At 70.8% G+C, this 23,009-nt stretch carries 19 protein-coding genes; 12 read left to right on the forward strand and 7 right to left on the reverse strand.

Annotation, left to right across the window (positions count from 1 at the left end; translation table 11 throughout):
- Window positions 1–24 precede the first annotated feature (24 nt).
- Entirely contained in the window at window positions 25–1,542 is a 1,518-nt protein-coding gene (locus tag ACFWB8_RS16815; protein WP_385226682.1) for a peptide MFS transporter, read from the reverse strand.
- 492 nt (window positions 1,543–2,034) lie between these two features.
- On the opposite strand from ACFWB8_RS16815, the gene ACFWB8_RS16820 reads away from it, so the two are divergent.
- The gene (locus tag ACFWB8_RS16820) at window positions 2,035–2,712 is read left to right on the forward strand and encodes a response regulator transcription factor (protein ID WP_385226684.1); all 678 of its coding nucleotides are present in this window, start codon (window positions 2,035–2,037) and stop codon (window positions 2,710–2,712) included.
- A gap of 14 nt (window positions 2,713–2,726) precedes the next feature.
- A complete protein-coding gene (locus tag ACFWB8_RS16825) occupies window positions 2,727–3,995 on the forward strand; it encodes an ATP-binding protein (protein WP_385226686.1) in 1,269 nt (422 codons plus the stop codon).
- Here ACFWB8_RS16825 and ACFWB8_RS16830 read toward each other — a convergent pair.
- Window positions 3,992–4,513 carry a GtrA family protein gene (locus ACFWB8_RS16830; protein ID WP_385226688.1) on the reverse strand — a complete coding sequence of 174 codons (522 nt, stop codon included), beginning with the start codon at window positions 4,511–4,513 and terminating at the stop codon, window positions 3,992–3,994. The genes ACFWB8_RS16825 and ACFWB8_RS16830 overlap by 4 nt on opposite strands.
- Window positions 4,514–4,752: 239 nt before the next feature.
- On the opposite strand from ACFWB8_RS16830, the gene ACFWB8_RS16835 reads away from it, so the two are divergent.
- From ACFWB8_RS16835 to ACFWB8_RS16850, 4 genes are all read left to right on the forward strand, one after another.
- A complete protein-coding gene (locus ACFWB8_RS16835) occupies window positions 4,753–5,871 on the forward strand; it encodes a 5-(carboxyamino)imidazole ribonucleotide synthase (RefSeq protein ID WP_385226725.1) in 1,119 nt (372 codons plus the stop codon).
- A gap of 32 nt (window positions 5,872–5,903) precedes the next feature.
- Window positions 5,904–6,401 carry a 5-(carboxyamino)imidazole ribonucleotide mutase gene (purE, locus tag ACFWB8_RS16840; protein ID WP_385226727.1) on the forward strand — a complete coding sequence of 166 codons (498 nt, stop codon included), beginning with the start codon at window positions 5,904–5,906 and terminating at the stop codon, window positions 6,399–6,401.
- Window positions 6,398–7,594 (forward strand): dipeptidase, encoded by a 1,197-nt coding sequence (locus tag ACFWB8_RS16845; protein ID WP_385226690.1) that lies wholly within the window; start codon window positions 6,398–6,400, stop codon window positions 7,592–7,594. Before purE ends, ACFWB8_RS16845 begins: the two co-directional genes overlap by 4 nt.
- Before the next feature lie 152 nt (window positions 7,595–7,746).
- A complete protein-coding gene (locus ACFWB8_RS16850) occupies window positions 7,747–8,829 on the forward strand; it encodes a membrane dipeptidase (protein ID WP_385226692.1) in 1,083 nt (360 codons plus the stop codon).
- On the opposite strand, the gene ACFWB8_RS16855 is transcribed toward ACFWB8_RS16850, so the two are convergent.
- On the reverse strand, window positions 8,826–10,145 hold the full coding sequence (locus tag ACFWB8_RS16855; protein WP_385226694.1) for a glycosyltransferase 87 family protein: 1,320 nt from the start codon (window positions 10,143–10,145) through the stop codon (window positions 8,826–8,828). The genes ACFWB8_RS16850 and ACFWB8_RS16855 overlap by 4 nt on opposite strands.
- A gap of 87 nt (window positions 10,146–10,232) precedes the next feature.
- Entirely contained in the window at window positions 10,233–11,576 is a 1,344-nt protein-coding gene (locus ACFWB8_RS16860) for a UDP-glucose dehydrogenase family protein (protein WP_385226696.1), read from the reverse strand.
- A gap of 207 nt (window positions 11,577–11,783) precedes the next feature.
- On the opposite strand from ACFWB8_RS16860, the gene ACFWB8_RS16865 reads away from it, so the two are divergent.
- Entirely contained in the window at window positions 11,784–12,941 is a 1,158-nt protein-coding gene (locus ACFWB8_RS16865; RefSeq protein ID WP_385226698.1) for an acyl-CoA dehydrogenase family protein, read from the forward strand.
- Between the two features lie 107 nt (window positions 12,942–13,048).
- Here ACFWB8_RS16865 and ACFWB8_RS16870 read toward each other — a convergent pair whose 3' ends face one another.
- Window positions 13,049–14,581: a glycosyltransferase family 39 protein gene (locus tag ACFWB8_RS16870; protein WP_385226701.1), complete on the reverse strand. Its 1,533-nt coding sequence runs from the start codon at window positions 14,579–14,581 to the stop codon at window positions 13,049–13,051.
- A 251-nt stretch (window positions 14,582–14,832) separates the two neighbouring features.
- Between ACFWB8_RS16870 and ACFWB8_RS16875 the strand changes: the two genes are divergently transcribed.
- The 3 genes from ACFWB8_RS16875 to ACFWB8_RS16885 all read left to right on the forward strand — a co-directional run bounded on the left by ACFWB8_RS16875 (window position 14,833) and on the right by ACFWB8_RS16885 (window position 18,220).
- The gene (locus tag ACFWB8_RS16875; protein ID WP_385226703.1) at window positions 14,833–16,182 is read left to right on the forward strand and encodes an acyltransferase family protein; all 1,350 of its coding nucleotides are present in this window, start codon (window positions 14,833–14,835) and stop codon (window positions 16,180–16,182) included.
- Between the two features lie 122 nt (window positions 16,183–16,304).
- On the forward strand, window positions 16,305–17,387 hold the full coding sequence (locus tag ACFWB8_RS16880) for a sugar phosphate nucleotidyltransferase (protein ID WP_385226705.1): 1,083 nt from the start codon (window positions 16,305–16,307) through the stop codon (window positions 17,385–17,387).
- 23 nt (window positions 17,388–17,410) lie between these two features.
- The gene (locus ACFWB8_RS16885) at window positions 17,411–18,220 is read left to right on the forward strand and encodes a polyprenol monophosphomannose synthase (RefSeq protein WP_385226729.1); all 810 of its coding nucleotides are present in this window, start codon (window positions 17,411–17,413) and stop codon (window positions 18,218–18,220) included.
- Window positions 18,221–18,312: 92 nt separating this feature from the next.
- Here the strand turns inward: ACFWB8_RS16885 and ACFWB8_RS16890 are convergent, their stop codons facing one another.
- A complete protein-coding gene (locus tag ACFWB8_RS16890; protein ID WP_385226707.1) occupies window positions 18,313–19,644 on the reverse strand; it encodes an LCP family protein in 1,332 nt (443 codons plus the stop codon).
- 106 nt (window positions 19,645–19,750) lie between these two features.
- Here ACFWB8_RS16890 and ACFWB8_RS16895 point away from each other — a divergent pair, with 106 nt between their 5' ends.
- Window positions 19,751–20,293, forward strand: a complete 543-nt coding sequence (locus tag ACFWB8_RS16895) for an acyl-CoA thioesterase (protein WP_385226709.1) — start codon at window positions 19,751–19,753, stop codon at window positions 20,291–20,293.
- A 15-nt stretch (window positions 20,294–20,308) separates the two neighbouring features.
- On the opposite strand, the gene ACFWB8_RS16900 is transcribed toward ACFWB8_RS16895, so the two are convergent.
- Entirely contained in the window at window positions 20,309–21,691 is a 1,383-nt protein-coding gene (locus ACFWB8_RS16900) for an LCP family protein (protein ID WP_385226731.1), read from the reverse strand.
- Between the two features lie 243 nt (window positions 21,692–21,934).
- Here ACFWB8_RS16900 and ACFWB8_RS16905 point away from each other — a divergent pair, with 243 nt between their 5' ends.
- A complete protein-coding gene (locus ACFWB8_RS16905; protein ID WP_385226711.1) occupies window positions 21,935–22,960 on the forward strand; it encodes a glycosyltransferase family 2 protein in 1,026 nt (341 codons plus the stop codon).
- Window positions 22,961–23,009 lie beyond the last annotated feature (49 nt).

The following is a 23,009-nucleotide window of genomic DNA, read 5'->3' on the forward strand; positions in this document are numbered from 1 at the left end:
TCGCGGCGTGCGGGGCGGGGTGCGTCAGTGCACGTTGCCCATCAGCCCCTTGACCTTCTTGCGGTACGAGTAGACCGCGAAGCCCGCGAGCACCGCGGCGGCGGCCTCGAAGCCGATCACCGACGTGCCGTTGAGGTCGACACCGGCGATGGAGAGCAGGCCGGTGGTGCAGTCGCCCGCGGTGACCGCGAGGAACCAGACACCCATCATCTGGGAGGCGTACTTCTGCGGGGCCATCTTGGTGGTGACCGAGAGGCCGACCGGGGAGAGGCACAGCTCACCGATGGTCTGGATCATGTAGATCGAGACCAGCCACATCGGGGAGACCTTGGTGCCGTCGCCCGCCATGTTCATCGGGACGATGAAGACGAAGAAGGAGGCGCCGATCAGGACCAGGCCCATCGCGAACTTCACGATGGTGTTCGGCTCCTGGTTCTTGCGGGCCAGCCAGACCCACGCCCAGGCGAAGAGCGGCGCCAGACCCATGACGAACAGCGGGTTCAGCGACTGGTACCAGGTGGCCGGGAAGCCGAGGCCGAAGACGGTGTCGGCGGTCTTGCCGTCGGCGAACAGCGACAGGGTCGAACCACCCTGGTCGTAGATCATCCAGAAGACGGCCGCGGCGACGAAGAACCAGATGTACGCGGTCATCTTCGACTGCTCGGTACCCGACAGGTCCTTGTCGCGCTTGATGCGGACCAGGACGGCGACCGGGATGACCAGGCCGGCGAGGGTGATCGGGACCAGCGCCCAGTTCAGGGTGTACATGCCCAGGGCGGCGACGACGCCGTAGAACACGGCGGCGGCGAGGGCCACGCCCGCGACCTTGACGATGACGCTCTTGCGCTCGGCGGGCGACAGCGGGTTCGGGACCAGGCTGCTGCGCTCGTTGAGGTGCTTGGTGCCCAGCAGGAACTGGATCAGGCCCAGGCCCATGCCGACGGCGGCGATCAGGAAGCCGAGGTGCCAGTTGACCTTCTCGCCGACGGTGCCGACGACGAAGGGCGCGACGAAGGCACCGAGGTTGATGCCGATGTAGAAGATCGTGAAGCCACCGTCACGGCGCGGGTCGTCCGGGCCGTCGTAGAGGTGGCCGACCATCGTGGAGATGTTGGCCTTCAGCAGACCCGAACCGGCCGCGACCAGGATCAGACCGACGAAGAACATCGCCTGGCCGGGGATGGCCAGCGACACGTGGCCGGCCATGATCACACCACCGGCGATGGCGACCGTCTTGCGGGCACCCCAGACGCGGTCACCGAACCAGCCGCCGGGCATGGCCATGAGGTAGACCATCGCCACGTAGACGGAGTAGATCGCCGTGGCCGTGGCCATCGTGAAGGCGAGGCCGCCGCCCTGGCTGCCGGTCGCGGCTTCGGTGCCGCCGGAGACCAGGTACAGGACGAGAAGGGCGCGCATGCCGTAGTAGGAGAAACGCTCCCACATCTCGGTCATGAACAGAGTGGCCAGGCCACGGGGGTGGCCGAAGAAGGTCTTGTCGGTGGACGTATCCGCCGATTCCTTCGTCAGGCTGGAAGCCATGGTCGATCCTTGCTTGCTCGGGACGCTTGGCTTCGTGAGCTCATCCGCGCCCGGTGGGGGGTGGCCGGCACCGGCAGCGGATGCCCCACCCCACGCCCAGGGGTCTCGCCCCGCGGGGGCGGAGCGGAGGAACGTCCGTAACCGGGATCCACGCCCAGCCGCACACCTTCGCGCGACGGGCCCGGCCCATAGGTCATTCACTGTCATCAAGCCCGGACAGGCCAGTCCGAAAAGACTGCCAGGACCGGTCAGGACAGAAACAGAGACCTTCGGCGCGCTTTTCGGCACAAAGGTCTCAGAGGTAGTGCATCAGGCGTCTCGCCACCATACGACACGACACTGTGGCATATGAAAGGACTTGAGAGATGGATCACAGGCGCGGCGGGAACCGAAAGATCACATTCGAAGGTCGGTAGTACTTCATAAGAGCAGATCGCCAGGGGTGTGCGGGCAGGCCCCTCGTTGCACCCGCCGCGGACTACCATCACCCACATGACGCGTGTACTGCTCGCCGAGGACGACGCATCCATCTCGGAACCCCTGGCCCGGGCCCTGCGCCGGGAGGGGTACGAGGTCGAGGTCCGGGAGGACGGCCCCACCGCCCTGGACGCCGGACTGCAGGGCGGCGTCGACCTCGTCGTCCTGGATCTGGGGCTGCCGGGGATGGACGGCCTGGAGGTCGCCCGCCGGCTGCGCGCCGAGGGCCACGGCTTCCCGATCCTGGTCCTCACCGCCCGGGCGGACGAGGTCGACACGGTCGTCGGCCTGGACGCCGGCGCCGACGACTACGTGACCAAGCCCTTCAGGCTCGCCGAGCTGCTGGCCCGCGTACGGGCCCTGCTGCGGCGAGGCGCCACCGAGGCGGCCCAGGCCCCCGCCACCCACGGGGTGCGGATCGACGTCGAGTCGCACCGCGCCTGGATGGGGGAGGAGGAGCTCCAGCTCACGGCCAAGGAGTTCGACCTGCTGCGCGTCCTGGTCCGCGACGCCGGCCGGGTCGTCACCCGCGACCAGCTGATGCGCGAGGTCTGGGACACCACCTGGTGGTCCTCCACGAAGACCCTGGACATGCACATCTCCTGGCTGCGCAAGAAGCTCGGCGACGACGCCGCCAACCCCCGCTACATCGCCACCGTGCGGGGCGTCGGCTTCCGTTTCGAGAAGAGCTGAGCCTTCACTAAGCCATGCGCCGCCGCCTGATCAACTCCACGCTCGCCGTGGTGCTCGTCGTCATCGCCGTCTTCGGGGTCTCCCTGGTCATCGTGGAGACCCGGACGATCACCAGCAGCGCACAGGACCGGATCGAGTCCGAGGCGCTGCGGCTGGTGGGCATCGTCGAGTCGAACGTCCTGGAGAACCAGCGGATCGACCCCCTGGCGCTCGCCGAGCAGCTCGACGTCGGCCAGTACGCGCGGATCACCGTCCCGGGGAAACCGGCCGTGGAGGTCGGGGAGCGGATCCCCGACAGCGTCATCCGGGGCACCGCGCGCGGCGAGCAGGGCGAGGTCGTGACCGTCGAGGCGTCCCGCTCCACGGTCACCAAGGAGGTCGGGCGGACCCTGGCCGTGGTCGGCGCGGTCGCGCTGCTCGCCGTCGTGGCGGCCGTACTGCTGGCCGTACGCCAGGCCAACCGGCTGGCCTCCCCGCTCACGGACCTCGCCGAGACGGCGGAACGCCTGGGATCGGGCGACCCCAGGCCCCGCCACAAGCGGTACGGGGTCCCCGAGCTGGACCGGGTCGCCGACGTGCTGGACTCCAGCGCGGAGCGGATCGCGCGGATGCTGACCGCCGAGCGCCGCCTGGCGGCGGACGCCTCCCACCAGCTGCGGACCCCCCTCACGGCGCTGTCGATGCGGCTCGAGGAGATCACGGTCACCGACGATCTGGAGACCGTCCGGGAGGAGGCGAGCATCGCCCTCACCCAGGTGGAGCGGCTCACGGACGTCGTGGAGCGGCTGCTGACGAACTCGCGCGACCCGCGGACCGGCTCGGCCGTGCCCTTCGACCTGGACGAGGTCGTCAAGCAGCAGGTGGAGGAGTGGCGCCCGGCCTACCGCAGCGCCGGGCGGGCCATCGTGCGCTCCGGGAAGACGGGCATGCGGGCCGTCGGCACCCCGGGGGCGGTCTCGCAGGTCCTGGCGACCCTCGTGGAGAACGCGCTCATGCACGGGGGCGGCACCGTCGCGCTGCGCACCCGGGTGATCGGCAACCAGGCGGTGCTGGAGGTCACGGACGAGGGGCCCGGGGTCCCGCCGGACCTCGGCAACCGGATCTTCGAGCGGGCCATCAGCGGCCGCAACTCCACCGGGATCGGCCTGGCGGTGGCCCGGGACCTCGCGGAGGCGGACGGCGGCCGCCTGGAGCTGCTCCAGACGCAGCCGCCGGTGTTCGCGCTGTTCCTGAGCCAGACGGCCCCGGAACGCCCCGCGGAGCCGGAACAGACGGTCCGTTAGTTGTTCGCGGGCTCGGGGGCGCGGGAAGCGCCCTGGCCGTCGCGCTGCTCGACGACCAGCGAGGCCGGAGCGGCTGCGGGCAGGGCCTTGAAGACCCAGCTGCGGTAGGACCAGAAGCGGAAGACGGTGGCGATGCCGATGCCGGCGAACTTGAAGAAGTTGCTGGCGAGCGGGCCGTCCCAGCCCAGGCCGTAGGTGGCCGTGTACAGGACGCCGTTCTCGATGACCAGGCCGATCGCGCTGAACAGGGCGAACAGGGTGAGCTCACGGGTCCGGCCGGTCTGGTGGGCCCGGTCCCGGTAGGCGAAGTAACGGAAGCCGAGGTAGTTGGTGGCGATGGCCACGACGGTGGCTATGACACTCGCCCGGACGACCTGGAGGTCCGTGGTGTGGCGGATCAGGTTGAAGACGCCCAGGTTGACCAGCACGCCGATCCCACCGACGGCCCCGAACTTGGCGACCTCCCGTGCGAGGCCGCGCAGGCGGTCGAGGGCAGATCCGTTCTTCGGCACGCTCATCTGATTGGTCAGTCCCTGTCCGTCGTCGCCCGTGAGGGGCGTCTGGGGTCGTGCGTCAACTCACCCATGGTAAGTGTCGCCCCTATGGTCCGTCCGTGCCTTCGGGGCCCGTGCGACGCACGGCACACCCGTACGCGCCGCGCCGCGCCGCGGCGCGGCGATCAGTACGGGCCAGGGCCGTGTCCGGATGGCGGAATACCGGCGGATACCCTGGGGGTGTGACGTTCCCGGTAGTCGGCATGGTCGGCGGCGGACAGCTCGCCCGCATGACCCACGAGGCGGGCATCCCCCTCGGCATCAGATTCAAGATCCTCAGTGACACCCCACAGGACTCGGCGGCCCAGGTCGTGAGCGACGTCGTCATCGGCGACTATCGCGATCTGGAGACCCTGCGCGCCTTCGCGCGCGGCTGCGACGTGATCACCTTCGATCACGAGCACGTGCCCACCGAGCACCTCCGGGCCCTGGAAGCGGACGGCGTCCCCGTCCGCCCGGGGCCCGACGCGTTGGTGCACGCCCAGGACAAGGGGGTGATGCGCGCCAAGCTCGACGAGATCGGCGCGCCCAGCCCCCGCCACCGGATCGTGAGCGATCCGGCGGACGCGGCGGCCTTCGCGGACGAGGTGGGCGGCTTCCCGGTCATCCTCAAGACGGTGCGCGGCGGGTACGACGGCAAGGGCGTGTGGTTCGTGCGCGCCCCCGAGGACGCGGAGGCGCCCTTCAAGGCGGGCGTTCCGGTCCTCGCGGAGGAGAAGGTCGACTTCGTGCGCGAGCTCGCGGCGAACATCGTCCGCTCCCCGCACGGCCAGGCCGTGGCGTACCCGGTCGTGGAGTCCGTCCAGGTCGACGGGGTCTGCGACACGGTGATCGCCCCCGCTCCGAACCTCTCCGAGGAGCTGGCGGGCGAGGCCCAGGCGCTGGCCCTGCGCATCGCCAAGGAGCTCGGCGTGACCGGCCACCTGGCCGTGGAGCTGTTCGAGACCCCCGACGGCCGGATCCTGGTCAACGAGCTGGCGATGCGCCCGCACAACAGCGGCCACTGGACCCAGGACGGCGCCGTCACCTCCCAGTTCGCCAACCACGTCCGCGCGGTCCTGGACCTCCCGCTCGGCGACCCGCGCCCGCGCGCCCGCTGGACGGTCATGGCCAACGTGCTGGGCGGGGACTACCCCGACATGTACGCGGCGTACCTGCACTGCATGGCCCACGACCCGCAGGTGAAGATCCACATGTACGGCAAGGACGTGAAACACGGCCGCAAGGTCGGCCACGTCAACACCTACGGCGACGACCTCGACGATGTGCTGGAGCGCGCACGTCACGCCGCCGGCTACCTCAGAGGAACGATCACCGAGTGAGCACCCAGAGCACCCCCCTCATCGGCATCGTCATGGGTTCGGACTCGGACTGGCCGGTCATGGAGGCCGCCGCCCAGGCCCTGGACGAGTTCGAGATCCCCTACGAGGTCGACGTGGTCTCCGCGCACCGGATGCCGCGCGAGATGATCGCGTACGGGGAGCAGGCCGCCGAGCGCGGTCTGAAGGCCGTCATCGCCGGCGCGGGCGGCGCCGCCCACCTGCCCGGCATGCTCGCGTCGGTCACCCCGCTGCCCGTCATCGGCGTGCCCGTGCCGCTGAAGTACCTCGACGGCATGGACTCGCTGCTGTCGATCGTCCAGATGCCCGCCGGGGTTCCCGTCGCCACCGTCTCCGTCGCCGGAGCGCGCAACGCGGGCCTGCTGGCCGTACGGATGCTGGCCGCGCACGACACCGAGCTGCTGGCCCGGATGCGCGACTTCCAGCAGGAACTGAACGACCAGGCGACCGAGAAGGGCAAGCGGCTGCGTACGAAGGTCGCGGGCCAGGAATCCTTCGGATTCGGCAAGTGAGCGCCGCCGAGCGGCTGGGCGAGGCCCGCGAGCTGCTCGCCGAGCACCCCGTCGTCGACGGCCACAACGACCTGCCGTGGGCGCTGCGCGAGCAGGTGCGCTACGACCTGGGCCGCCGCGACATCGCCGGCGACCAGTCCGTCCACCTGCACACCGACATCCCCCGGCTGCGCGCCGGCGGGGTCGGCGCGCAGTTCTGGTCGGTCTACGTCCGCTCCGACTACGCGGGCGACGAGGCGGTCAGCGCCACCCTGGAGCAGATCGACGTCGTCGACCAGCTGATCGCCCGTTACCCCGGCGACCTCGTGCGGGCGCTGACGGCGGACGACATGGAGGCGGCCCGCGCCGACGGCCGGATCGCCTCGCTGATGGGCGCCGAGGGCGGGCACTCCATCAACAACTCGCTCGCCACGCTGCGCGCCCTGCACCGCCTGGGCGTGCGGTACATGACGCTCACGCACAACGACACCATCGACTGGGCGGACTCGGCGACCGACGAGCCCCGGCACGGGGGCCTGACGGACTTCGGCCGCGACGTCGTGCGCGAGATGAACCGCGTCGGCATGCTGGTCGACCTCTCGCACGTCGCCGCGACGACGATGCGCGACGCGCTCGCCGTCTCGGCCGCGCCGGTGATCTTCTCGCACTCCTCCGCGCGCGCGATCTGCGATCACCCGCGCAACATCCCCGACGACGTCCTGGAGCTGCTGGCGGCCAACGGCGGGGTGGCGATGGCCACCTTCGTGCCGAAGTTCATCCTCCCGGCGGCGGTCGAGTGGACGCAGGCCGCGGACGAGAACCTGCGCGCGCACGGCCTCCACCACCTCGACACCACCCCCGAGGCGATGGCCCTGCACCGGGCCTTCGAGGCGCGGCGCCCGCGTCCGGTGGCCACGGCCGCCACGGTGGCCGACCACCTGGACCACATGCGCGAGGTGGCCGGAGTCGACCACATCGGCATCGGCGGGGACTACGACGGCACCGCCTTCACCCCGTCCGGGCTGGACGATGTCGCCGGGTACCCGAACCTGATCGCCGAGCTGCTGACCCGCGGCTGGTCGAAGGCCGACCTGGCCAAGCTGACCTGGTCCAACGCGGTACGGGCGCTGCGCGACGCCGAGGCGGTGGCGCGCGAGGAGTCGGCGTCCCGGGGCCCCTCGAACACCGTGCTGGACGCGGCGCCGGCGCGGTAGCCGCCCGCCCGCCCGGCGGCCGGCCGCCGGGTGTGACCTGCCGGTTACACCCGAACGCCACACCCGCCGGGCGGCCCACGCGTCCCCCATGTCACGGTGGCAGCATCTTCCCTGCTTCTCTCCCCGCTGCCGCCGAGACCGGAGCGAACGCCATGGCCGACCTGCAGGATGAACCGCACACGGACCCGGTGACCCCCGTGGGGCCCGGCTCCCTCGGAGCCGAGGACACCCCCGCCGCGGTGGTGGCCGGAGCCCTGGACCGGGCCGAAGCCCTGCTGTCCGTGCATCCTGTCGCGGACGGGTGCAACACCTTCGTCTGGACCCTGCGCCAGAGCCCGTACCACGACATCGACACCCCGGACGTGGGCGTCGACACCGACATCCCGCGGCTGCGCGCCGGGGGAGTGGGCGCCCAGTTCTGGTCGCTGCTCGTGCCGTCGGGCCGCCCGCCCGAGGCGGCCTCCGACCAGGTGCTGTCCGACACCCTCGAAGAGATCGACGTGGCGCTCGCCCTGGTGCACCGCTACCCCGACAGCCTGTGCCTCGCGCTGACCGCCGACGACATGGCCGACGCCCGCAACCGGGGCCGGATCGCCTCGTTCCTGGGCCCCGTGCCGGGGCGCACGCTGATCGACTCGCTGGGCGCGCTGCGCGCCTTCCACGCGCTGGGCGTACGGATCCTCGCGCCCGCGGGAGCGCCCTGGGCCCAGCAGGGTCTGACGGCCTTCGGCCACGAGGTGGTCCGGGAGATGAACCGGCTGGCGATGCTGCTGGACCTCACCGGCTGCCCGCCGGCGGTGGCCTGCCAGCTCGCCGGGGCCTCCAAGGCGCCGGCGATCATCTCGCACACGGCCGCCGCCGCGCTCAACCCGCACCCGGACAACGCGACCGACGAGGTCCTGCTCGCGCTGCGCGAGGCGGGAGGCCTGGCGATGGTCGCCTTCGACACCGCGCGGACCGGGGACTCCCTGCACGCGGTGGCCGACCACCTGGACCACGTACGGGCCGTCGCGGGCCCGCACTGCGTGGGCCTGGGCGCCGGCTTCGGCGCCGAGCCGGGCATCCCCCGCCCGACCGGCCTGACCGACCCGTCGGGCTACCCGAAACTGATCGCGGAACTCCTGGAGCGCGGCTGGCCGGAAGCCGACCTGTCCCTCCTGACCTGGGGCAACGCCCAGCGCGTCCTACGCGACGCGGAATTCACCGCCCGCGCGGCCCAACACCGCAAGGCCTAGTGCTGTGACACCTTCGCCCGGTCGGCCGCCCCGGACTCCGCTTCGGGGCGGGGGCTGACCGTCGCCTTCCAGAGGCGCACCCCGGACCAGACGGCGGCGATGGCCAGGAGGGCATTGCGGGTGCACAGCAGGAAGGTGCCGAAGCCGGTGCCGTGGAGGATCTCCGCCCCGTACATGAGGGGGAAGATCACGATGCTGAGTCCGGCGGAGACGGCGATCAGCAACGCGATCGGGCGCTGCGTGGTGTGCCGGGAGGTCAGGCAGACGGCGGCGATGCCGAGCAGCCACATCAGGTACTGCGGGCTGAGGACCCGGCTGGTGACCGTGAACAACAGGACGGCGCACAGGGCGGCGTCCAGGGGGGTCGCGGTCGTCCAGCGCTTGGACTTCACGCGCCACAGCAGCAGGCCCAGGAAGCCGAGGGCCGTGAGCAGCAGCGAGAGCCGCGCGACGCTGGACACGTACGGGCCCACGTACTCGAAGGCGCCGAACTGGAAGTTCATCTTGCCGTGCCAGAATCCGAAGAACTTGGCGAACATCAGGGCCGAGCCGCCGAGGGACTCGATCTGGATGCCGCGGTTGCCCTGGTTGCCCAGGAAGCCGAGGGTGTCGCGGAAGAAGAGCGCGAAGACGGCGAGCAGCGCGGCGCAGGCGGCGACGGCGGAGAGGATCACGTCCCGCGTCGTCTTGCCGCGGGGGGCGCCGATCAGGGTGAGCAGCGGCCACACCTTGATCATGGCGCCGACGCCGGCGAGGACGCCGGCGAGCTTCGGGCGGAAGCGCAGGCACAGCAGCGAGCCGACGGCGAACAGGGTGACCTGCAGGTCGATCTTGGTGAACGGCATCGACAGCATCAGCGGCAGCGCGGCCAGCCACAGCACCGCGCCGGCCATGCTGCCGTCGGAGCGGCGGGCGGCACGGACGAGGCCGATGGCTATCAGCGCGTCGCAGGCGGCGGTCAGCGCGACCCACGCCTGGAAGTAGGTGAGGAAGGGGAGCAGGTCCGGCGCGAGGAAGACCCCTGCCGCGCCGGGCGGGTACTGCCACGTCAGGTCGTTGTGCGGCATGGTCCCCGTGATGAGGACGTTGTACCAGTTCTGGTAGATCTGGATCTCGACGCCGACGAACTTGGTTCCGTGGAAGTCGTGCAGGAGGAAGCCCGCCATCATGACCCGTGTGGCCAGCCAGAAGCCCGCCATGGCCAGGTAGCCGCCGCGCCCTCGCAGGGCCGGGGCGAAGGGGCCCCGCCCGGGACGGGGGTCAGTCCCCGCCGCGGCTCCGGCGGGGTCGGTCGGGAGGCTGCTTGTCGTGGTCATCGGTCGTCAGTCTACCCAGCTGTTTTCCGGCTCCTCCTTGCCCGGACGGGGCCCGGGCAAGGAGGTGGGGGACGGGTCGGCGCGAAGTCAGGCGCGGGGGCGGCCCATTGCGCGGTAGGTCCAGCCGGCGGTGCGCCAGCGGGTCGGGTCGAGGGCGTTGCGGCCGTCGAGGATGAGGCGGTCGGTGACGACCTCGCCCAGCGCCGCCGGGTCGAGGTCGCGGAACTCGCGCCACTCGGTGAGGTGGAGGACGACCTCCGCGCCGCGGGCCGCCGCCAGGGCGGAGTCCGCGTAGCCGAGGGTCGGGAAGACGCGGCGGGCGTTGTCCATGCCCTTCGGGTCGTAGACCGTCACCTGGCCGCCCTGGAGGTGGATCTGGCCGGCCACGTTCAGCGCGGGGGAGTCGCGCACGTCGTCGGAGTCCGGCTTGAAGGTGGCGCCGAGGACCGCGACCCGCTTGCCCAGGAACGAGCCGCCGACGGCGTCGCGGGCCAGCTCGACCATGTGGCCGCGACGGCGCATGTTGATGGAGTCGACCTCGCGCAGGAAGGTCAGCGCCTGGTCGGCGCCGAGCTCGCCCGCCCGCGCCATGAAGGCGCGGATGTCCTTCGGCAGGCACCCGCCGCCGAAGCCGATGCCGGCCCGCAGGAACTTCGCGCCGATGCGCTCGTCGTGGCCGATGGCCTCGGCGAGCTTGACCACGTCGCCGCCGGCCGCTTCGCAGACCTCGGCCATGGCGTTGATGAAGGAGATCTTCGTCGCGAGGAAGGAGTTCGCCGCCGTCTTCACCAGTTCCGCGGTGGGGAAGTCGGTGACGATCAGCGGGGTCCCCTCCGACATGGGGGTCTCGTAGACCTCTCGAAGCACCTTCTCGCCGCGCTCGCCCTGCACTCCGATGACGATCCGGTCCGGGTGGAGGGTGTCCTGCACGGCGAAGCCCTCGCGCAGGAACTCCGGGTTCCACGCGAGCTCCACATCGGCGCCCGCCGGGGCCAGCTCCGCCAGCTTCGCCGCCAGCCGCTCCGCCGAGCCGACCGGCACCGTGGACTTGCCGACCACGAGGACCGGACGCGTCAGGTGCGGAGCCAGCGAGGCCATCGCGGAGTCCACGTAGCTCATGTCGCACGCGTACTCACCGTGCTTCTGCGGGGTGTTCACGCAGACGAAGTGCACGTCACCGAAGGCGCCGACCTCTTCCCACGAGGTCGTGAACCGCAGCCGCCCGGTGGATCCGGGCAGTCCGGCCACGTGCGAGGCCAGCAGCTCCTCCAGCCCGGGCTCGTACATCGGCACGCGCCCGGCCGACAGCATCTCGATCTTCTCCGGCACCACGTCGAGCCCCAGCACCTCGAAACCGAGCTCAGCCATCGCCGCGGCGTGCGTTGCGCCGAGGTATCCGGTGCCGATCACAGTGATCTTGAGGGGGGCCATGCGTGCTCCAGAGGGGTGCGGGCCGTTCGCGGCAACCGAGCATAGTCGGCCCCGTCCGGGGGAAGCTCCCCACCGGCACCACACCAGGCACCCGTGCTGTCACGCAGCTCACGTGCCCCGTACATATCGCTGTCGGGACGCCGGACACTAAGCTTGGGTTACTTAACGGTAGTTAGCATCACGCATCACCCTGGGGAGTGAGAGATCTTGGCGGGTTCTGCCGACTTCGACCTGTACCGCCCGGCCGAGGAGCACGACATGCTCCGCGAGTCGGTCCGCTCGCTCGCCGAGGCGAAGATCCTGCCGTTCGCCGCCGCGGTCGACGAGGAGTCCCGCTTCCCGCAGGAGGCCCTCGACGCCCTGGTCGCCAGCGACCTGCACGCCGTCCACGTGCCCGAGACCTACGGCGGCGCGGGCGCCGACGCCCTCGCCACCGTGATCGTGATCGAGGAGGTGGCCCGCGTCTGCGCCTCCTCCTCCCTCATCCCGGCCGTCAACAAGCTCGGCTCGCTCCCGGTGATCCTCTCCGGCTCCGAGGAGCTCAAGGCCAAGTACCTCGGCCCCCTCGCCAAGGGCGACGCGATGTTCTCGTACGCGCTCTCCGAGCCCGACGCGGGCTCCGACGCGGCGGGCATGAAGACCCGCGCCGTGCGCGACGGGGACTTCTGGGTGCTCAACGGCGTCAAGCGCTGGATCACCAACGCGGGCGTCTCCGAGTACTACACGGTCATGGCCGTCACCGACCCCGAGAAGCGCTCCAAGGGCATCTCGGCCTTCGTGGTCGAGAAGTCGGACGAGGGCGTCTCCTTCGGCGCCCCGGAGAAGAAGCTCGGCATCAAGGGCTCCCCGACGCGCGAGGTCTACCTCGACAACGTCCGGATCCCCGCCGACCGCATGATCGGCGCCGAGGGCACCGGCTTCGCCACCGCGATGAAGACCCTGGACCACACCCGCATCACGATCGCCGCCCAGGCGCTCGGCATCGCGCAGGGCGCCCTGGACTACGCCAAGGGCTACGTCCAGGAGCGCAAGCAGTTCGGCAAGCCGATCGGCGACTTCCAGGGCGTGCAGTTCATGCTCGCGGACATGGCCATGAAGATCGAGGCCGCCCGTCAGCTCACGTACTCGGCCGCCGCCAAGTCCCAGCGCGTCGACGGCGACCTGACCTTCTTCGGCGCCGCCGCCAAGTGCTTCGCCTCGGACGTGGCCATGGAGGTCACCACCGACGCCGTCCAGCTCCTCGGCGGCTACGGCTACACCCGTGACTACCCGGTGGAGCGCATGATGCGCGACGCCAAGATCACGCAGATTTATGAAGGCACGAACCAGGTCCAGCGCATCGTCATGGCCAGGAACCTGCCGTAGGCGAGGTCCCGTACCTGCTCCGCGCACCACGCAAAACGCTCGGCCGGGAATCCCGGCCGAGCGTTTTCGCGTCGGGGCGCCGTCCGCGGCCCGTCCGGTCCGTCCGGCTACCGCTCCAGCAGGGTCACGGTCATCCCGGGCACACCGGTCACCGTCCGCTTGGGGAACGCCGACGTCAGTGCCTTCGTCTGGGCCGGCGAGAAGCCGCTGAACGAGTTGCCGTCGGCCGAGCCCTCGGTCACGACCCACACCCTGCGCAGGTCGCCGATGCAGGCGGCCGGGTCCTTGCACAACTCCGGGTAGAGGTCTCCGCGTTCCACGGCGCTCCGGGCGACGAAGACGTCCTTGAGGTGCACGTCGTCCGGGAGGTAGTAGTCGAGGGCGATGTTGTACTGCAGGAAGACCGCGTGCCCGCGGAGCGGTGCGACGCCGTCGCCCGGCTTGTAGCCCTCGGCGATCACCGCGGCTGCCGACTTGGCGTCGAAGTTCTCCCGCGAGAAGGGCTTGCGGATGACCCGCTGGCCGTTCAGGCCCAGTACGAGCACGGCCACCAGGCCCAGGGCCAGGAACGCCCGGGGACGCAGCGCGCTCAGCCCGGCGGCCGCCAGCACCGCCCACGCCGGCAGGGTGAAGAGCAGGTAGCGGTCGAGGAAGTACGCCGTGCTGCCCTGCGAGATGATCCACAGCACGAGGACCGGCAGGACGGCGACGAGCCCGATCTCGTAGGCCGGGCGCCGTCCCCGGTGCCAGGCCAGCGGCAGGACGGCCATCGCGAGGAAGCACAGGCTGACCCAGGTCGAGCCGAACAGACCGCGCCAGAACAGGTCCGCGACGTACTGGAGGGTGGGCCTGTGCAGCCAGTCCAGCTGCCGCCCCACCTGGCGCTGGCCCAGGACCACGAGCGGAGTTGCGGGGATCAGCGCGGCGACGACCGCCAGCGCGAAACCGGACAGGAGCCGTCGCTCGCGCCCCTTGCGCCAGCGCATCAGGACGATCAGGGCGTGGCTTCCCAGGAACACCAGCGAGATCATGTGGAAGAGCCCGGCCACGCAGACGCTGACCGCGTAGAGCGCCCAGCGGCCGGTGGTCGGCCGTTCCATCGCGCGCAGCAGCAGGAACGTTGCAGCGGCCACGGCGAGCACCACGAACGCATAGCCGCGGGCCTCTTGCGCGTAGCGCGAGACCGAGGGGATCAGCGCGAACAGCACCCCGGCCACCAGGGCGGTGCGCGTGTCGAACAGCTTGCGGGCGGTCAGCGCCACGAAGGCGGCCGCACCGGCCATCGCCAGCGCCGACGGCAGCCGGAGCATCACTAGCGAGTGACCGAACAGCGAGGTCCACTGCTGGATGAAGAGGTAGTAGACCCCGGTGACCGCATCGACGTTCCCCAGCAGGTCGAGCAGTTCGCCCCGGCTGCGGTCGATGGCGTTCCAGGTGGCCAGCTCGTCGCGCCAGAGTTCGAGGCGCCCGCTGCGGTAGAGGCCGCAGGCAAGGGTCAGCAGCGCCGGCCACAGCCACACGAGACGCGCCGCGCGGGCGAGCACGCCCGGCTCCGGGCCGTCCCCGCAGGACACCGAGGGGTCGGCAGGTCCCGTACCAGTCAGCGGTTGAGCACTGCTGCTGACCCTGCTGGCGCTCATCAAGGCAAGCCTCTCGACATCTGTGTTGCTGCTGCTGTGGTCATGATCGGTCCGAGGGGGCGGAAACACCTGCGGAGCCCATATCAGTATGGCCCGGCCGCATCGTCGATTCCCCATGGTTCGGGGCGGGTGGCACGGCGGGCGACGCACCGGGCGCCCGGAAGGTAACGAGTGGAGTACGATGGCTCTTCGGGCCCGTGCCGGCGCCTGGATGAATAGAGGTTAACCTTTCTGGGTTAGCCTCCCTTGCTGTGACGGTAATTGAACAGCGGCCGGCGAACCGGCCCGCAGGCATCAGCGATACAGCCGCCGACCGGCCAGTGGTGCGGCTGGGGTGGCTTGATGCCCTCCGGGGGATCGCGGCGCTGCTCGTGGCGGTGCACCACTTCAGGGTGCTCTACCTCATACCCGGCGGCCATTTCTTCCACAGGAACTTCGACCTCGGCATCTACGCCGTCATGTTGTTCTTCCTCGTCAGCGGATACATCGTGCCGGCGTCGCTCGAACGCCGCGGCGATGTAAGGGGCTTCTGGATCGGCCGGCTCTTCCGGATCTACCCGCTCCTCCTCGTCGTCATCGTCGCCTCGCTGTTCATCCTGCCCGCCGCCCACTCCGCGGTGCCGGGCGTCGTGACCGACCACCCGTTCCGGTCCGCCCTGGCCAACACGCTGCTGCTGCACGAGATGCTCAACATCCCGAGCGCGATCGGCGTCATGTGGACCCTCTCCTACGAGATGGTCTTCTACTTCTTCGTCACCGCCCTGTTCGTGCTCGGCCGCCACCGCCTGAGCGCCCAGATCTCGCTGGCCTTCGGCGCGCTGGCACTCCTGCTCGGAGCCGCCGTCGGCTCGAACCTGATCACCGTCGACAAGGTCAGCACCCGAAACCTCATCCTCGCCTGCGCCATCGTCGTGGTCATGGCGATGGCCTGCGTGCTCAGCGGCCGTACGGACCTGACCCGCCTCGGCGCGCTGATCCTCGGCGGACTGGGCCTCGTGCTGATCCTCGGCAATGCCCGGGCCCCCTTCTTCGAGACCATGCTGATCTTCGCCACGATGTTCGCGGGTACCGCGATCTACCGGATCCAGGCCGGCCAGATCGACCGGCTCCTCGGGGTGTGGTGCTGCGCCTTCGTCCTGATCGCAGGTCTGGCCGCCGGCTACATGTACAACCGCGGCCCGGCCCGCTTCGGGACCTGGACCGAGGGCTGGAAGGGCTTCGTGCTCCCCTTCCTCGCGGCGTGGGTGACCTTCGGCATCGGCATGCTGCTGCGCAACCGCAAGTTCCCGCGGGTGCTCACCTGGCTCGGCGCGATCAGCTACTCGGTGTACGTCGTGCACGTCCCCGTGCTCCACGGCGTGCACTGGATGCTGGACGACGCGGGCCTCCCGGAGACCGGCCCCGGCAAGTTCATCCCCAGCCTCGTCTTCATGGTGCTGGTCCTCCTCCTGAGCCACCTCACCTACCGCCTGGTGGAACTGCCGGGCCAGCGCCTCGGAAAGCGCGTGCTCAAGGCCCTGGAACGCAAGTCCGCGCGGGACGCGACGCGTTCGGCGGAGGGCCCCGCGCAAAGCCCGGCACCGGCTTCGCACCGCCGCTAGCGACGGGGGCGGCGGCCCGGGGGCCCGGACGGGTCCCGGGCCGCCGCCCTCCGGCCTGCGCACGCCCTCGCATGGGCTAAATTTGAACCTTCGTACGCCTGAACCGGTTGGGGAGAAGAACAATGACGGAAGCGATCCTGCTGGTCGGTGGGCAGGGGACGCGACTGCGCCCCGTGACGGTGAACACCCCCAAGCCGATGGTCCCGGCCGCCGGAGTCCCGTTCCTCGCCCACCAGATAGCCAGGGCCGCTGCCGCCGGCGTCACGCACATCGTCATGGCCACGTGCTATCTCGCCGAGGTCTTCGAGCCCTACTTCGGCGACGGATCCGACTTCGGCCTCACCCTCGAATACGTCGTCGAGGACGAGCCCCTGGGCACCGGCGGCGCCATCCGCAACGCCGCGCAGCGCCTGACCGGCGGCCCGGACTCCCCCGTCCTCGTCTTCAACGGCGACATCCTCACCGGCCTGGACATCGCCGGCCTGGTCGAGTCCCACCAGGCGGCCGACGCCGACGTCTCCCTGCACCTGGTGCGGGTCGAGGACCCGCGCGCCTTCGGCCTGGTGCCCACCGACTCCGAGGGGCGGGTGCTGGCCTTCACCGAGAAGCCGCAGACCCCCGAGGAGATCGTCACCGACCAGATCAACGCCGGCTGCTACGTCTTCCGCCGCAGCGTGATCGACTCCATCCCGGCCGGCCGCCCCGTCTCCGTCGAGCGCGAGACCTTCCCCGGCCTCCTCGCCTCCGGTGCCAAGCTGCACGGCATCACCGAGAACACGTACTGGCTGGACCTCGGCAAGCCGGAGTCCTTCGTCCAGGCCTCCGCCGACCTGGTGCGCGGCGTCGTCTCCTCCCCGGCCGTCCCCGGCCCCCGCGGCGAGGCCCTCGTCCTGCCGGGCGCCCATGTGGCGGACGGAGCCAAGCTGTCGGGCGGTACCGTGGTGGGCGCCGGCGCCCGCATCGAATCGGGCGCGGTCGTCCAGGGCTCCATCGTGCTGGACGGTGCGACCATCGGCCCGGACACGCACGTGAGCGCCAGCCTCATCGGCGCCGGCGCCTCGGTGGGCTCGCGCACGGTGGTGAACGGCGCGGTCATCGGAGACGGCGCCGTCGTAGGTGCTGACAACGAACTTCGCGCAGGGGTGCGGGTGTGGTGCAAGGCTGAACTGCCCGCCGCCGCCGTCCGCTTCTCCTCTGACCGTTGACCAACTTCAGTGAGGCACAACCTGTGATAGGCGAGCAGCAGACTCCCCGCGCGACCGACGTCGCCACCACGAAGCTCCCCGACGCCTGGGCGCACACGCCGCTCACCGTGGTCATGCCCACGTACAACGAGGCGGGCAACCTGCCGGGCATGGTGGAGCTGCTCATGGGCCTCGACCAGCCGGGCCTGCGCCTGCTGGTCGTCGACGACTCCTCGCCCGACGGCACCGGCAAGATCGCCGACGAACTCGCGGAGGGCTTCGTCACCGAGGACGGCAAGCCGCGCATGTCGGTCCTGCACCGCACCGCGAAGGACGGCCTCGGCCGCGCCTACGCCGCCGGCATGACCAAGGCCGTCGAGGACGGTGCCCACTACGTCCTCCAGATGGACGCGGACGGCTCGCACCCGGCCGGCAAGATCGCCGAGATGCTGGGCGTGGCCCTGTCCACCGGCGCCGGCCTCGTCGTCGGCAGCCGCTACGTCCCGGGCGGCACCCTGTCCGACGCCTGGGGCGCCCACCGCAAGCTGCTCTCCCGCTGGGCCAACGCCTACGCGAGCAGCATCCTGGGCACCCGCGTCCGCGACATCACGGGCGGATTCAACCTGTGGAGCGCCGAGGCGCTGCGCGCCATCGACCTGGCGTCGGTCGGCAGCGCGGGCTACAGCTTCCAGGTGGAGATGAAGTTCAAGGCGCTGCGCCGCGACTTCCAGGTGATGGAGGTCCCGATCCACTTCGAGGACCGCACAGTCGGCGAGTCCAAGATGAACCTCGCGGTCCAGCTGGAGTCCATCGCCATGCCGTGGAAGCTGCGCGCCCGCGCCGGCAAGCGCTGACCCACGCAGGCCGCGTAGCCGCGTAGGCCACGTACGCAACGGGAAAGGGGCACCCCCTCGGGGGTGCCCCTTTCCCGTACCCCGCCCGCGGGTCAGTTGCCGCGGACGGTGACCTTCTCGTCGTTCTGGATCTGCTTCACCAGCTGCTGCACCTTCGCCTTGTCCCAGACGAGGTTCCCGCCGCGCTGCCCGGAGATCGGCATGTTCATCGAGACGCCGTCACCGCCGTTGACGCCCTTCATCGCGAAGAACATCTGACCCATGTCCCACAGGCCCATGTCCTTGTCCACGATGAGCGTGTCCAGGCCCGCGCCCAGCATCGGGTACAGCGTGAACGGGTTGAGGACCGTGGACGGGGTGGCCGCCTGGCTGGCGAGGGCCGACAGGAACTTCTGCTGGTTCTTGGTCCGCTGGAGATCGGACTCGGCGAAGGCGTACCGGGTCCGTACGAAGGCCAGTGACTGCTCGCCGTTCAGGGTCTGCTTGCCGGCCTTGAAGTCGGCGCCCGACTTCTCGTCCTTGAAGCCCTGCTCGATGTCGAGCTCCACCCCGCCCAGCGAGTCCACGATGCCGGCGAAGCCGGCGAAGCCGATCTCGGCGTAGTGGTCGATGCGCAGACCGGTGTTGAACTCCACCGTCCGCACCAGCAGCTCCGGGCCGTCCTCCGCGTACGCCGCGTTGAGCTTGGTCCGCTTGCCCGTGCCGGGGAACTTCTTGCCCGACTCGGACCCGACGAAGGAGGGGATCTCCACGTCCGAGTCGCGCGGCAGCGAGACCATCGTGTTCCCGCTGGAGCACTTCGCGAGGATCATCATCGAGTCGGTCCGCTTGCCCTCGGCCGAGCCCGTGTGGAGCTTCTTCTTCTCCTCGTCGGACATGCCCTCGCGGCTGTCGGAGCCCACGATCAGGTACGTCGTGCAGTCCCCCTCCTTCGGCCGCTCGATCACCTTGGAGAGGTCCACCTCCCGGCGCACCTTGGAGTCGGCCCAGAAGTAGGTGGAGACCGTGGTCACCAGCAGCGCGGAGACCAGCACGATCGAGCCGACCTTGATCCGCTTGCGCCAGTCCGGCGCCGGCCCGGGCGTCCGCCCCGGACCCCCGGGCGCCGAAGGCGGCTGCGCGGGCCCGCCGGGCCCCGCGGGGGCCCCGTAGACCTGGCCGGTGTTGTAGCCGCTGTCGTAGCCGCCGTACGTGTCGTGGCTCTGCGCCTGCTGCGGGGGCACGCCCGGTGCGGGCGGCGTCCCGGGCCGCCGGGCGGGCGGCGGGACCGCGGGGCGCGGGGGCTGCTGCTGCGGCTGCGGCCGCTGGACGTGCCGCATCCGCTGCGCGCCCTCCGGCTGCGCCCGGTCGCTGCCGCGCCCGTACCCGTCATCGCGGCGGCCGCGGTCCTCGCGGTCGCCGTTCCACCCGTCCCAGTCACTCATGTGCCCAAGAATGCCCGGCCCGGCGTGTCGGCCGACAGTCCGGGCGGGTGTTCGTACCGGTGCTGTTGCAGAGCTGATGCCTCGGCGAGGCACTTAAGGTGGCCGTATGACAGAGATACCTGGCGAGATGCCGGGCAAGCCGATCTCGGCCTCCCGCACCACCCTCAGCCACATCATGACCGCCAACGACACCAACCTCCTCGGCACGGTGCACGGCGGTGTGATCATGAAGCTGGTGGACGACGCTGCGGGCGCCGTGGCCGGCCGCCACTCCGGCGGCCCCGCGGTCACCGCCTCGATGGACGAGATGGCCTTCCTGGCGCCCGTACGGGTCGGCGACCTGGTCCACGTCAAGGCCCAGTGCAACTGGACCGGCCGCTCCTCCATGGAGATCGGCGTACGGGTCCTCGCGGAGCGGTGGAACGAGTCCACCCCCGCCACCCAGGTCGGCAGCGCCTACCTCGTCTTCGCGGCGGTCGACGCCGAAGGCAAGCCCCGTACGGTCCCGCCCGTGGTCCCGGAGACCGAGCAGGACGAGCGGCGCTACCAGGAGGCCCAGATCCGCCGCACCCACCGCCTGGCCCGCCGCCAGGCGATCACGGAGCTGCGCGAGCGCCGGGCCGCCGAGGGCTTCGACGGGGACGAGTAGGCCCCGCGGGGCCGGCTACTTCCCGCAGACCACCAGGTCGCCGGTGATCACCGACGTCGCACCGCCCTGGTACGGGTCCTCCCCGCGCACCGCCACCACCTTGGTGTAGTCGGCGCCCGCGATCACCACCACCGTGCGGCCCTGGCCCGGGACGGCGCGCAGCTCGCTGCCCGGCAGCGCCGTCGAGACCGTACGGGCCGACCGGTCCCAGCGCGGGTCGTAGGTGATCACCGTGCGCTTGACGTCACGGCTGGCGCCGTTGCCCGGAGCCCCGGTGGTGTCGAAGCCGGTGGCGCGCAGCGCCGAGTCCACCCGGCCGCCCAGCCCGTCGATCCGGGTCCCGTTCTCCACCTGGACCCGGACCTGCTGCGGGGCCACGTCCACCGGCACCGCCGACTGCGGTCGAGCGGGCCGGCCGGGGGCGGCCGGGGCCAGCGGGCGGTCGTCGCGCAGCGCCTCGAAGAGCTTCGCGGCCTTCGGCTCGTCCCACTTCACCGTGGAGCCGATGCCCTTGACCGGGAAGGACGGGTTGCCGATCGGCACCGAGGCGAACTCCGACGAGGACGGCGTGAAGTCCCGCATCGCCTGCCCGAGCGCCAGCATCTGCTCCGATCCGAAGCCCTTGTCGGCCCGCACGGAGCCGAGCAGCGTGGAGCTGACCTCCTTGAACTTCACCGGGTTGAGCAGCACGCCGCCGGTGGTGGACTGGTGGATCAGGGCGGCGATGAACCGCTGCTGGCGCTGCATCCGGCCGATGTCGGAGGCGCCGTCCACATGGCGCGAGCGCACGTACTGCAGGGCCTGCCCGCCGCTCAGCCGGTGGGTGCCCGGCAGCAGGTCGAGACCGGTGTTCGGGTCGCGCATGGTCTTGGCGGTGCAGATCTCCACGCCGCCCATCGCGTCGACCGTCTTCATGAAGCTGGTGAAGTCGACCTCCAGGTAGTGGTCGATCTTCACCCGGGTCATGTTCTCCACGGTCCGCACGGTCAGGTTGGGCCCGCCCTCGGCGTACGCCGCGTTCAGTTTCACGGCGTGCGGCTTGTGCGCCTTGCCGGTGACCAGGTCCTGGTGGGCGGGGACCTCGGCGTAGCTGTCGCGGGGGAGGGAGACCACGCTCGCCCGCTCCTTGTCGGCGGAGATGTGCACGAGCATGACCGTGTCGGTGCAGTGGCAGGGCGCACCGCCCAGGCGGTACTCGCGCTTCTCCTCGGCGGTGATCTTCTCGCGGCCGTCGGTGCCGACCAGCAGGAAGTTCACCCCGTGCCCGGCCTGCGGCCGGTTCTTCATGTCCTTGAACGGGTCCACCCGCTCGATGCCGGTGTCCAGCCCGGTCATCACGGCGTGCCCGATCGCCCCTGAGCCCAGCACCGCCACCGAGAGCCCGGCCGCGATCCGCACCCCCCATCGGGGCCCGTCCGCCCGGCGCTGTGCGCGCTGCCGTGGCCTGGCGGGGCGGGTGGGACGGTGCGGCTGGGGCACGGGGACACCTCCGCGGGGCAGCAGGGCAGCAGTTCACATTCGGCTGATTCGTCAGAACAGTAGGCCCATACGATCAGCCTCTGTCCGTACCGCTCGTCCGCCGCGCACCCGTTTCCCCCGTACGCGGTAACGTGACACCGATACCCGACCTTGAAGGACCACATGCCCGCGCAGCAGCCCGCAGTCTCGGTGATCATGCCGGTGCTCAACGAGGAGCGCCACCTGCGTGACTCCGTCCGCCACATCCTCGGACAGGAGTACGCAGGCGAGATGGAGGTGGTGATCGCGCTGGGGCCGTCCACGGACCGCACCGACGAGATCGCCGCCGAACTCGTACGCACCGACCCCCGCGTCCACACCGTGCCCAACCCCACCGGCCGCACCCCGGCCGCCCTCAACGCCGCCATCAAGGCCTCGCGCCACCCCGTCGTGGTGCGCGTCGACGGCCACGGCATGCTCTCCCCGAACTACATCGCCACCGCGGTCCGCCTCCTGGAGGAGACCGGCGCGCAGAACGTCGGCGGCATCATGCACGCCGAGGGCGAGAACGCCTGGGAGGACGCCGTCGCCGCCGCGATGACCTCGAAGATCGGCGTCGGCAACGCGGCCTTCCACACCGGCGGCGAGGCCGGCCCCGCCGAAACCGTCTACCTCGGCGTCTTCCGCCGGGAGGCGCTGGAACAGCAGGGCGGGTACAACGAGGAGTTCATCCGCGCCCAGGACTGGGAGCTGAACTTCCGTATCCGCGAGGCCGGCGGGCTGATCTGGTTCTCGCCCGAGCTGAAGGTCCAGTACCGCCCGAGGCCCTCCGTACGGGCGCTCGCCAAGCAGTACAAGGACTACGGGCGCTGGCGCCACGTGGTGGCCCGCTACCACTCGGGCTCCATCAACCTGCGCTACCTCGCCCCGCCGGCCGCCGTCCTCACGATTGCCGCCGGTGTGGTCGTCGGCGCGGCCGTCACCCCGTGGGCCTTCGCGGTCCCGGCCGGCTACCTCGCGGCGATCACCGCCGGGTCGGTCCCGGCGGGCAAGGGCCTCTCGCTCAAGGCCCGTGCGCAGATCCCGGTGGCCCTGGCGACGATGCACATGTGCTGGGGCTTCGGCTTCCTGACCAGCCCGCGCTCGCTGGCCGCCAAGGTCATCGCGAGCCGCCGCCCGTCGGTGCGCCGGGACCCCGCCGAGCTCTGAGCTTCCGTACGCACGCGAAAGGGGTGACCCGGTCCTCGTCGGACCGGGT

Origin of the sequence: Streptomyces sp. NPDC060031, assembly GCF_042736805.1 — a bacterium.
Lineage (GTDB): Bacteria > Actinomycetota > Actinomycetes > Streptomycetales > Streptomycetaceae > Streptomyces.